Here is an 11,314-nt window from a genome sequence, read left to right as displayed (position 1 = left end):
AGCCGGCAATCGAGCCGTCTGGCCGTTCTGCCACGAACGACATTTTGTTGGTGTCTGTCAGTTCCGCCGCAATCCGCTGCAGCGTGTGATCTTCATCCGAAATGCGGGCCGCGGTCTCGGCACCCATGATTGGCGAGTACGTCCTGCGCCAAGACTCTCCAATGAGCAGCGATACCGACGGCACGTCCTGCTCAGTCATCGCTCTGATTTGCGTCATCGATAACGTCCCCTGCCGGTCAATTATAGCGTTGCCGGACGGGCCGCTCAAATTCGGAGCGGCGGCCTACCGCCGCTTCATCGCATGGGGGTCACGCCGTTCCCTTACACCTACCATCAGGCATGGTCCGCAGGTCGACTCCTACCGATGAGCTAACGTCCGCTCTGGAGAAGCACCGCGAATGTCTGAACATGGCGCAACTTGCTCGTTCCAATTGACGAGGCGAAGGGCAACATTCCACAGCCAAAACAGAAGTTCGTTCGACGGCGGTCGAATTCAAACCCATGATCCGATGCAGACGATCGTCGACACGCTGTCGAAGGTCCGAAAAAGAGTACGGCGGACGTTCGGGTGTCGGAGGCTGCGGGGCAGCCGATGTGGCGATCTGTGTTCGCGTGGCTCAGGTAGAATGTGGACCCAAAACGGGCCCCGCTGCTCTAGGTTGTGTTTTGGCAGCGATTGAGCTTTACCCTCGCTCCAAACGCAAATCAGGAGTATATTTGCTTATCGCTGGTTGGGACATTCCTGGTCCGGCGACTGAGAGCGCAAGACTCCCACATCTGGACTGGGCGCGCTTTGACTACTCGGCGCGCTCACGAGACTATCCGCTTCTGCCGGAACCTCTTTTGTTCGTTCCGACTGCAATCTGTTTGCAGCTTGTGGGAGAGCAGCATCCGATGCAGATCCAGAATCGCCGCCATTTCTTAGCCGGCGCTGCGGCAGCTGGTCTCGCGCGCCTTCTCGGCAGAGCGACAAGCGCCCGGGCCGAGCCCCCGCCTGAGACCACCTCCATCCGCCTTGCAAAGATCAGTGGCATCTGCATTGCGCCGCAGTACGTAGCAGAGGAACTGCTGCGGGCAGAGGGCTTCACCGACGTCCGTTATGTGGCAGCGGAAGCAGGCGTCGGGCAATCGGAGAAGATCGCGCGCGGCGAGGTGGATTTCAGTCTGAATTTCGCCGCACCACTCGCCCTTGCGATCGATGCCGGAGATCCGATCACGGTGCTGGCGGGCGTGCACCCCGGTTGCTTTGAACTCTTCGGAAAAGAGAATATCCGCAGCATCACAGACCTGAAGGGCAAGAGTGTCGGCATACAAGGACTGGGATCAACCCCGCATGTGTTCGTGACCAGCATGGCAGCTTATGTCGGGCTCGATCCCGACAAGGACATCAGCTGGGTCTCCAGTCCCTCCGCAAAGCCCATGGAGCTTTTCGTAGAAGGAAAGGTCGATGCGTTCCTCGGCTTTCCGCCCGAGCCTCAGGAGCTGCGCGCCCGCAACATCGGCCGTGTGGTCGTAAATAGTGCTATCGATCGTCCCTGGTCGCAGTACTTCTGCTGCATGCTGGCGGGCAATGCGGAGTTCGTTCGGAACAATCCGGCTGCCACCAAGCGCGTATTGCGCGCCATTCTCAGAGCGGCGGACCTTTGTTTCACCGAGCCACGGCGCGTCGCGCAACAGATCGTCGATAACGGGTTCACCGCCAACTATGACTATGCCCTGCAGACGATGAATGACGTGCCTTATGGCAAGTGGCGCGAATACGAGCCCGAGGACACCGTACGGTTTTACGCCCTGCGCCTACATGAAGCCAGCATGATCAAGTCAAGCCCACAGACGATCATCGCCGAGGGCACGGACTGGCGCTTCCTCAACGAGCTGAAGCGCGAGTTGAAGACGTGAGCAACTAGTAAATATATGGCCTGGAGCTCGCCATGCTGGCATGGCCGACGCTCGGGCTTGTCCACCGGTCAGCGTTCTCGGTGTCACACTGGCCAGCATTTGGAAGGGAGGTTCCCATGCATACCCTATACCCCGGACGATTCAGCCGACGGAGGTTCCTGCGTGGGATAACGCTGGCGGGGACAGCGGGGCTACTGGGGTGGCACCCCAGGCGAGCCGCCGCTGCGGAGCCACCGCCTGAGACGACGCGGATCCGGCTCGTCCGGATTCCCAGCATCTGTCAGGCCCCCCAGTATGTAGCCGAAGAACTGCTGCGCAGCGAAGGGTTCACCGAGGTCACTTACCTCCAAAAAGAGGGGACCGCAGATATCGAGACGGCCCTCGCCTCCGGTGAAGCCGACCTTAATAACCATTTCGCCGCCCCGCTCCTTCTCCGCCTGGAGGCGGGGGATCCCATCGTCATCCTGGCAGGACTCCACGTCGGCTGCTTTGAGCTGTTCGGGACCGATCGCGTCCAGGCGATTCGCGACCTCAAGGGGAAGACCGTGGCCGTGCCGGCGCTGGATTCCAGCCGATACGTCTTTCTCGCCACTATGACGGCGTATGTGGGCCTGGACCTCCACAAGGACATACACTTCGTCACGCATCCGGGATCCGAATCCATCCGGCTCCTAAGTGAGGGGAAGATCGATGCCTACCTAGGCTTTCCCCCCGAACCGCAGGAGATGCGGGAGCAGCAGATCGGCCATGTGGTCATTAGCAGCACTGTGGACCGGCCCTGGTCGCAATACTTCTGCTGCATGCTGGCTGGGAACCGGGAGTTCGTCCGCACGAATCCGGTGGCCACCAAACGCGCCCTCCGCGCCATCTTGAAAGCGGCGGATTTCTGCGCCAGCGAGCCCGAGCAGTCCGCGCAGTTCCTGTTGGACCAGGGCTTTACTAAGCGCTACGACCTTGCCGTCCAGGTCATGAAGGAGATCCCCTACGGTCAGTGGCGCGAGTATAGCGCGGAGGACACCCTGCGCTTCTACGCCCTGCGCCTACACGAGGTCGGGATGCTCAAGAGCGCCCCCCAGAAGCTCCTGGCCCAAGGCACCGACTGGCGTTTCCTCAACGAACTGAAGCGCGAGTTGAAGATATGAGCAGGTGGCTGGCCGGCGCTCTGCTGTTGGCGCTGCTTGTTCCCTGGCCAGCGCTCGCGCACGACGCGCCGCACGACCAGCGCCTGCCGAGGATCGGACCGGCCCCCGATTTTACGCTGACGTCGCAGGATGGAGCGCCCGTGTCGCTCCACGACTTTCGCGGCAAGGTGGTCGCCGTCACCTTCATCTATACTTATTGTCCCGACCTCTGCCCGATGCTGACCGCCAACATGGCGCACGTGCAGGACAAGCTAGGTTCTGCGTTCGGGCCCAGTGTTGCCTTCGTTTCGATCACCGTCGATCCGGAGCACGATACGCCCGAAGTGCTGAAGCAATATGCACAGGACTTCGGCGCTGATCTGGACGGTTGGGCGTTTCTCACAGGCGATCCGACAACCATCCGTGAGGTCGGACGCAAGTACGGCATCTTCGCGAGGAAGGTGGCGAAAGGAGACGTCGATCACACATTCCTGACGTCGCTCATAGACCCGACCGGCACCTTGCGCGTACAGTATCTCGGCGTCCGGTTCGACTTGGAGGAGTTCCGGGGTGACCTTCTCAGCCTCTTGGACGAATCCAAATAACATCACAAACCGGCTGGTGGGCTGGGTTGCGCGGCTGCCGGCGCGCGTGCAGACCAAGCTGCTGATCGCCTTTCTGTCGATCGTCGGCCTGCTGATCGTGCTCGGGGCCGTCGGGTTGCAGGTGTTGAGCGGGATCAACGATCAAACAAATGAGTTGATCAAGCTGCAGCGCCGGATCGCAGCCTACCGCCAGGTTCAGCACGACACGACGAACCAACTCTACAGCATCTCTACCGCGCTCTTGCTTCAGGACGACCGGATGCTGGATGCAGCGCTGCGCCAGCTCAGCCAGTTTGGCTACGACCTCGACCGCATGGAGTTCGTGGCCGAAAGTGAGGCGGCAGTGCTCGGCCAAGTCCGGCAAGAGTACGACCGGTTTACGGCGGGGGTGACACAGGTCGTGGAGCTCATCCGCGCCGGCCGCACGGACGAGGCGCGCAAGGTTCAGCAAACTGAGATCATGCCATTGGCCGAGCGCCTCGAACGGCTGACGAACCAGTTGGTCAACATCGCCGAAGCCGACATGGTGACCGCCATCGAAACGACCAAGGGGGCGTACGGCACCTCCCGGCTGATCGTGGTCTCCTTTGCGGTGGGTAGCATTCTGCTGGCGCTGGCGCTTGGCTACATCATCTCCTGGTCGTTGATCGAGCCGGTCAAGAAGATCGAGACGCGTCTGCGCCAGATAGCAGCCGGCGACTTTGCGCAGCAGGTTGCCGTCGTCAATCGGGACGAGCTCGGAGTGCTTGCCGGCAATGTCAACCAGACGTCCGAGCAGCTGGGGCGGCTATATCAAGAGGTGCAGGCGCGCACGGCCGAGCTTGCGCGATCAGTCGGCGAACTGGAGGCGCTCGGGGAAGTCAGCAAGGCGGTCAATTCGACGCTCGATCTCGACACGGTGCTACAGACGATCGTGGCGAAGGCAGTTCAACTCTCGGACACGGATGCGGGCACTATCTATGTGTTCAGCAGCACCAGACAACAATTCCGCTCACGCGCGACTTATGGGTGGGCGATGAGCTCATTGCCGCGATTTCCGACCAGGCCATCGGGCTGAACGATCCCGGGATTGGCGACGCCGCACGGCGCCGTGCGCCTGTCCAGGTACCCGATCTCAGCGAAGGAACGCCCTCTCCCGCTCAGAAGATCGTCCTCGACGCCGGATATCGCGGCGTCCTGGTGGTTCCGCTGCTCAGGCCGAACAAGATCGTCGGCGCGCTCGTCGTCAGGCGACGCAACCCAGGTGAATTCGACCAGCAAATCGTCCATCTGATGGAAACCTTTGCAGCCCAATCGGTGCTCGCCATTCAAAACGCGAAGCTGTTCCGCGAGATCGAAGAAAAAGGCCGGGAGCTAGAGGCGGCCAGCCGCCATAAGTCTCAGTTCCTCGCGAATATGAGCCACGAGCTGAGGACGCCGCTCAATTCGGTTCTGGGCTTTACCGAACTTTTGGTCGACGGGATTTACGGGGAGCTCCCGGACAAAGCAAAGGCAACCGTGGCGCGCGTGCAAGCAAACGGCCGTCATCTCTTGGGGCTCATCAACGACGTGCTCGATCTTTCAAAGATCGAAGCGGGTCAGCTCACGCTGGCGCTCGAGGATTATTCCGTTGGGCAAATTGTTCGATCGACCGTTACAGCTGTGGAGCCGCTGGCGCGTTCAAAAGGGCTTTCGCTCGCTGTGACCGTCGCCGAAAACCTTCCCCTGGGCCGCGGGGACGAACGCCGCCTGACCCAAGTCCTGCTCAACCTTGCCGGCAATGCCGTCAAGTTCACGGAGAGGGGCGCGATCGACATCCTTGCCGACGCGGTCGACGGCCACTTCGAGATCATCGTACGCGACACGGGTCCCGGCATTGCACCCACAGACCAGGCGCTCATTTTCGATGAATTCCAACAGGTCGACAACAGCAGCACCAGGCAGAAGGGTGGCACGGGTCTCGGCCTGGCGATTTCGAAGCGTATCGTCGAAATGCATGGTGGAACCATAGGCGTCGAGTCCGTGCCGGGTTCAGGCTCGACATTCCGCATGAAGATACCGATCCGAGCGGGAGAGGATGTGAAGGCAGCATGAGGAAGAGAATCCTGATGGTGGAAGACACCGAGGACAACCGGCAGATCGTGCGCGATCTCATCGCCACCACCGAATACGAACTGATCGAGGCCGCGGACGGTGCTGCCGGCGTCGCTGCCGCCGCAGCGCAAAAGCCGGACCTGATCCTGATGGATATTCAGCTTCCGGTGATCGACGGGTATGAAGCTGCCAACCGCATAAAGGCTGACCCGGCGCTCCGGCACATTCCGATAATCGCCGTCACCTCCTACGCATTGTCAGGCGACGAGGCGAAAGCCCTTGCTGCAGGGTGCGATGGCTACATTGCCAAGCCATTCAGTCCGCGCCAGCTGCTTGCCAAGATCCGGGAGTTGCTTTCCTGAGGAGACAGGGCCTTGCACGATCCGCCTCGCATTCTCGCCGTCGACGACACGCCGGAAAATCTCGAAATCCTGCGCATGCGCCTCGAGGCGAATGGCTACGAAGTGGTGACTGCAGCGGACGGCGAAGAGGGGCTTGCCATGGTGCGCACCCTCAAGCCGGACCTGATCCTCCTCGACATCATGATGCCGAAGCTCGACGGGATAAGCGTCGTGCGGACGCTTAAGGCAGACGTTTCCCTGCGATCGATCCCCGTTATCCTTGTGACCGCAAAAGCCGATACACGAGATGTGGTCGAGGGGTTGGATGCCGGCGGCGATGACTATCTAACCAAGCCGTTCGAGCACAGGGCACTAATGGCGCGCGTACGCTCGATGCTGCGCCAGAAGGCGCTATACGATACCGTGGAGAGCCAGACGCGGCTCCTCGAGGATCAGGCAGCGCAATTGGCTGCATGGAATCGCTCTCTTGAACAAACAGTGGCGGAGCAGGTTACGGAGATCGAGCGAATCGGCCGGCTCCGACGCTTTCTTCCCGCGCAGGTCGCCGACCTTGTCGTTGCGGCAGGCAATGGAGACGCGCTTCTTCAAAGCCACCGTCGCGAGGTGACCGTCGTTTTCTGCGACTTGCGCGGCTTTACAGCCTTCGCCGAGACTGCCGAGCCCGAGGAGGTAATGATGGTCCTTGGCGAGTACCATTCCTGTCTCGGCGAACAAATCGTCCGTCACGAGGGGACTTTGGAGCGGTTCGTGGGCGACGGTATCGTTGTTGTTTTCAATGATCCGCTGCCCTGTGCCGATCACACCGAGAGGGCTGTCTCAATGGCTGCGGCGATGCGTGACGCAATTGACGAGCATTCAGAGCGATGGCGCAAACGGGACTACTTGCTTGGCTTCGGAATCGGTATTGCCCGGGGCCACGCCACCATAGGGCGGATCGGTTTCGATCAGCGCGCGGACTATGCGGTGATTGGCACTGTGTCGAACCATGCGGCTCGATTGTGCGAGGAGGCCAAGTCTCGCCAGATTCTCGTCAGCCAACGGGTTCTTGGTGCCGTTGAATCATTGGTCGAATCCGTTCCAGTTGGCGAACTGAGGCTGAAGGGGTTTCGCCGCCCTATGCTGGCTTACGAAGTTGTCCGGTGGCTTGGCCGGTCAAGTTAGTGATGAACGCAGCCCAATGAGTGACCCGCGGGCGAACCGAGCGACGGCATGAAATGACCGGTGTGGAAAGCGGTCGTTCGTCGGCAGCAAGCGAACGGCAGCAATTGGCGCTTTTTTCTCGTTCCGATCGAGGGAGCTACGGAAGAAAACCACCTCTCGCGACCTTCCATAGTCGCGAAAACTCCCGATCAAGGCGACGGTTTTGCATCGGACTTTGCACAGTCGCAGAACTCAACTTTTGCGACAACATTTCCTGCTTCCCGCTTTCCTTCTGATGTCGAGCCCAGACGCGCTTCACCTGCGCTTCGCTGCAGCCGGTCAGCTTCGCCGTCCTGCTGATACTGTTGCCGCCAGACCGGAAGACAATAATGCGTTCGTGTGTCACCAGGTCAGCTTGGCGTCCGGCATATTTCCCGCCCGCCTTTGCCAATTCGATACCTTGCCTCTGGCGTTCGCGGCGATCCTCGAAGTCGTCTCGAGCCATTTGCAGGGCGAGCTTCAGCAACATTTCCTGAATGGACTCGAGCACGATCTTGGCGACGCCGTCGGCGCTGGCCGCGATGTCGCTAAGATCCACCACACCAGGTACGGCAAAACGAGCACCCTTATTCCGAATTGTTTCGATCAGCTTTTCAGCTCAGGCAAAGGTAGACGACTGATGCGGTCTATCTTCCAAGACTGGGTCGATATCTGGGCGAAGGCAGCCCCTGCGACGCAACTTCATACCGGAGAATGGAGGCCGCGCTGGGAGGTTGTTGCTACCAACTCAAAGTGATTGTCCGGGAGAGTTCGGCGATGTCGCCATAGATCATCGAACCTGTGACGAGAAAACATTTATCACCGAGGACTTCGAAGAGTGAGCTTGACGCGGTACAAACCGGCAGGTTCTTCGAATTGGCGTACGTGCCGAGCGTCGCGGTTTCGACCTTACGGTCCTTGGCTTCGGCACAGCCGACACTGATCGCGAGGATTGCGATAGCAATGAGAGTCGCCTTGCTCATATTTTGCCCCTGGAGCCAGCTCTTGTCGGGTAAGTCGCGAGATGCATCAAAGTAGCACCGGCCCACGATCGGTTTCATCCATCGATTGGAGGAAGCGGGCTCATCCATAATTAGCAATATCTTGAGTAAGGCGCCGAGCGCACCAGACTCATGGAATGGCGCGGGGCATAGGTATTGGTGACGTGGTGGCGATCACAGCCACAGTCCGCAGACGGGTCACTGAGGACCACGTCAGCGTTTCCATCCCGAGCTATAGCTTTCCGCATTCGATCATCGATCATACCAAGGTGAAGAAGGGGCAGCAGATCGAGCTTGCCGGACAGATCACGCGCATAGACGAGGAAGGCGGCAGGGTGACCGTCGATCTGGGACCGCTGGTGACGATCGACATCGACAAGGTCAGGCTGGTCGAGAAGTACAGGACGCCAAAGCGCAAGTAGCCGCTCCGCGACATGGTGGATTAGCTCGCGGACCGCCGCTTATCCACGCGACATCGGTACCACTCAAACGAATGGCAATTTTCTGCCTGAATGCGTTTAGGGTCCATGCTCGGAGACCACGCATGGGTATCGCGCGGGAGACAGGTGACTCCCCGTTTCAAGGCGTCGAGATGCTACGAGCACTGAACAGTCAGTTCCTTAGACCTAAAGATCGGGCGATCTGCCAGCGGGTTGTCGACCAGGTAACCGCCGACGCCAAATGGTACAGCACCCCGATAGACGGTCAGATTCTGGCCTCGACCACGCTGAACCTCTTTCAATCAGGGGTCGTAAACGAAACGAATTTGCTGGCACATGTTCGCGCGCGGCGCCACGACTTCACTAAACTGATAGGCTAGTTCTTCACCCTCGCGACATGGGCGCGAAATGCGGCTCCTCGTAGTCCGCCGGCCTATTGTTAAGCAGATTGAGCGCCCACTTTATGTCCCGATGCAGATGGTCGATCGCTTCCCAATGCTCGCCAAATGGCTTGAGCGACAACTGCGCGTCGCGGAGTTCAGCTAGCTATTGCCTTGCCGGAAGTTCTTGGACTTGATCGACTCCTCCGGCGGTGAGCCAAAGGTATTTTTCTGAAGGCTCGCGGAGGCTGCCTGCAAGCGCCTGAAGGCCGAGGCTGCCATCAAAGGACGGCGCGGACCTTGTTCCTGCAGCCCTGCCGAACTGCGCGCCAAGGGATTGAACTCCTATCCGCCGAATTTGTAACGCACGCCGAGCGAGATGATGTCGACGCGGCCGTCGGCCGCACCGGCATAACGAATGTTTGCCGTCGTTTCGTCGACCGGCGCATCGTCTACGAAGAGGTGTGTATAGGCGGCGTTGATCGAAAGCCGCTCGTTCCAGTTGTAGCTCGCGCCAATGCTGGCCCAGACGCGGTCTGCATCCGGCAGGCGCATGGAGCGGTGCTCGTCCGTGGTTGGTGCGATCTCATAGCCGAGACCGGCCCGGAACGTCCAATTGGGATTGTATTTGTACTCGCCACCGAGCGAGAAGAACCATCCATCGTCGAAATCGAGTGCCAAGCTCGTGCGGGCCGGCGAACCGCCGAACGGCACGGTCTGAATCCGGCTCCAATTGGCCCACTCCATGCCGGCCATGACCGTGAAAGCGTCGTTGATGCGCTGACGCACGCCGATCGATACAGTTTCAGGTAGCGTGATGTCGGCGGAGACCGGATAGGTTCCCGCGGGTATCGTGCCGATCGGCGTAACGACGGGGATGCCGAAGGACTGGCTGCCGTTCAGCGAATGCTTGACCATCGAACGGTAGCCGATGCCGATGGTAGTGCCGTCGAAGGGCGTCAACGTCACGCCGGCAACGAAACCGGCATTGACGTCATCGCCCTTAAGCTGTTGCCGTGGCGGCGTGGCGGTCGGTGCGAGCGCCGTTTCGATGTCGACGTCGAAATACTCGATCTGCATGCCGATGCCGACGCTGATCATGTCATTGAGCTTGAAGCCGAGCACCGGAGTCGCGTTGACCGACACCACCTCCGCGTCGAGATGGCTGAACATCCCGACCCATGGCGCGTGCGAAGTCGTAGTGAGGCCATAGGGCGCGGTGACGCTCAAGCCGATATAGAACTCGTCGGTGACCGGCACTGCAAAATAGCCCGCCGGCACGATGCCGGTCTCGCCAACGTTGCCGCCATTGCCTGTAATGCCCAACGCCGTAAGCGTTGAACGCGTGGGGTCGACATCAAGCTCCGAGCGCGGGAAAATGGCTGTCAGATTGCCCTCGATGGTCGGATTGGTCACCGTGGTCACCGCCGCCGGATTCCAGAACATCGAGCTGATCGAATCGCCCGGCGCTGCCATGCCGGCAAAGCTCGAGCCCTGTCCGTAGGCGGATTGCTCGCGGACCGCAAAGCCCCCGGCCTCCGCTGTCGCGACCTCCGCTACCATCGCCACTATCGTCGAAACAAAGGGTATTGCGCGCATCTCGCTACTCTCGATGGCCGCCGGCGCATCGAGGCGACGGCAGTGTCAAGTCAGAAGAAGTAGAAGATCGGAAGCTGTTGTTGGTGTCGACGGCAGGCGGCCAGCACTTCTGGCACGTCAATGATGGAATGAGAGCAAATCTAGGTGCCCTACTTGCCAAACCGTCACGGACAAAATGGCTCAGGCGCATTCAGAGGTCCCCCTCTGCATCATCCAGCCAAGCCCGCCTTGATATGAAGGTGAATTATCATTGCGTACCAATCAATTGCTTTTTGACCCGAACCGGCATTGCGTCGTTGCTGTGTGACACATCGGCCACAGAGCCACCAACTGATGAGAGTTCGCCGAAGTCATCTTTGCCTGAAAAACCTCCCCGGCCATCCCCGAAGAGAACGGCAGGAGGCCAAAAGCTGTGCATTTGAACGCGAAAAGCGGAGCAACCGGTAAATCGGTACGTGCGCTTTTGATGCGGGGTGGCCATCCTGATCAACGGCGCCAGCGGCCTGAAATGGCGCCTCCACGACCTCGCCTGCGCGAATGAGCGTCCGCTTGGGGTCATGGCCGTGAATTGACCCGGAGCGAGCGAGCTTCCGCTTAGGGTCGGTCTTTCGCGTTCCCTCAGAATCGCAAGAGCGTGGGGTGAGCGGTACTACAT

12 protein-coding genes are annotated in these 11,314 nt (G+C 59.9%); 9 read left to right on the top strand and 3 right to left on the bottom strand.

The genetic code is table 11. The features are described from left to right. Positions 1–894: 894 nt before the first annotated feature. From NKI25_RS35235 to NKI25_RS35205, 7 genes are read left to right on the top strand one after another with little or no spacing between them, the layout of a single operon-like run. The gene (locus NKI25_RS35235) at positions 895–1,899 is read left to right on the top strand and encodes an ABC transporter substrate-binding protein (RefSeq protein ID WP_352594563.1); all 1,005 of its coding nucleotides are present in this window, start codon (positions 895–897) and stop codon (positions 1,897–1,899) included. A 32-nt stretch (positions 1,900–1,931) separates the two neighbouring features. Beyond that, positions 1,932–3,041 carry an ABC transporter substrate-binding protein gene (locus NKI25_RS35230; protein WP_352594565.1) on the top strand — a complete coding sequence of 370 codons (1,110 nt, stop codon included), beginning with the start codon at positions 1,932–1,934 and terminating at the stop codon, positions 3,039–3,041. Beyond that, on the top strand, positions 3,038–3,625 hold the full coding sequence (locus NKI25_RS35225) for an SCO family protein (RefSeq protein WP_353000761.1): 588 nt from the start codon (positions 3,038–3,040) through the stop codon (positions 3,623–3,625). Before NKI25_RS35230 ends, NKI25_RS35225 begins: the two co-directional genes overlap by 4 nt. Continuing rightward, complete coding sequence (locus tag NKI25_RS35220) at positions 3,591–4,682, top strand: HAMP domain-containing protein (protein WP_353000759.1); 1,092 nt, start codon at positions 3,591–3,593, stop codon at positions 4,680–4,682. Before NKI25_RS35225 ends, NKI25_RS35220 begins: the two co-directional genes overlap by 35 nt. Then, a complete protein-coding gene (locus NKI25_RS35215) occupies positions 4,634–5,698 on the top strand; it encodes a sensor histidine kinase (protein ID WP_353000757.1) in 1,065 nt (354 codons plus the stop codon). Before NKI25_RS35220 ends, NKI25_RS35215 begins: the two co-directional genes overlap by 49 nt. Continuing rightward, positions 5,695–6,060, top strand: a complete 366-nt coding sequence (locus NKI25_RS35210; protein WP_352594569.1) for a response regulator — start codon at positions 5,695–5,697, stop codon at positions 6,058–6,060. Before NKI25_RS35215 ends, NKI25_RS35210 begins: the two co-directional genes overlap by 4 nt. A 12-nt stretch (positions 6,061–6,072) precedes the next feature. After that, the gene (locus NKI25_RS35205) at positions 6,073–7,221 is read left to right on the top strand and encodes a response regulator (protein ID WP_352708757.1); all 1,149 of its coding nucleotides are present in this window, start codon (positions 6,073–6,075) and stop codon (positions 7,219–7,221) included. Between the two features lie 136 nt (positions 7,222–7,357). Here NKI25_RS35205 and NKI25_RS35200 read toward each other — a convergent pair whose 3' ends face one another. Together NKI25_RS35200 and NKI25_RS35195 are read right to left on the bottom strand one after the other, a co-directional pair. After that, a complete protein-coding gene (locus tag NKI25_RS35200) occupies positions 7,358–7,798 on the bottom strand; it encodes a hypothetical protein (protein WP_502897500.1) in 441 nt (146 codons plus the stop codon). Positions 7,799–7,979: 181 nt separating this feature from the next. Further along, complete coding sequence (locus NKI25_RS35195; RefSeq protein WP_352594572.1) at positions 7,980–8,222, bottom strand: hypothetical protein; 243 nt, start codon at positions 8,220–8,222, stop codon at positions 7,980–7,982. A 155-nt stretch (positions 8,223–8,377) separates the two neighbouring features. Here NKI25_RS35195 and NKI25_RS35190 point away from each other — a divergent pair, with 155 nt between their 5' ends. Together NKI25_RS35190 and NKI25_RS35185 are read left to right on the top strand one after the other, a co-directional pair. Then, positions 8,378–8,662, top strand: coding sequence for a hypothetical protein (locus NKI25_RS35190; RefSeq protein ID WP_352708756.1), 285 nt, complete (start codon positions 8,378–8,380; stop codon positions 8,660–8,662). A 122-nt stretch (positions 8,663–8,784) separates the two neighbouring features. Then, positions 8,785–9,060: a hypothetical protein gene (locus tag NKI25_RS35185; protein WP_352594575.1), complete on the top strand. Its 276-nt coding sequence runs from the start codon at positions 8,785–8,787 to the stop codon at positions 9,058–9,060. A gap of 345 nt (positions 9,061–9,405) precedes the next feature. Here NKI25_RS35185 and NKI25_RS35180 read toward each other — a convergent pair whose 3' ends face one another. Continuing rightward, positions 9,406–10,659: an OmpP1/FadL family transporter gene (locus tag NKI25_RS35180; RefSeq protein WP_352708754.1), complete on the bottom strand. Its 1,254-nt coding sequence runs from the start codon at positions 10,657–10,659 to the stop codon at positions 9,406–9,408. Positions 10,660–11,314: the final 655 nt, after the last annotated feature.

Origin of the sequence: Mesorhizobium sp. M0808, from assembly GCF_040320025.1 — a bacterium.
Lineage (GTDB): Bacteria > Pseudomonadota > Alphaproteobacteria > Rhizobiales > Rhizobiaceae > Mesorhizobium.
This window is presented reverse-complemented; position numbering and strand designations above follow the sequence as displayed.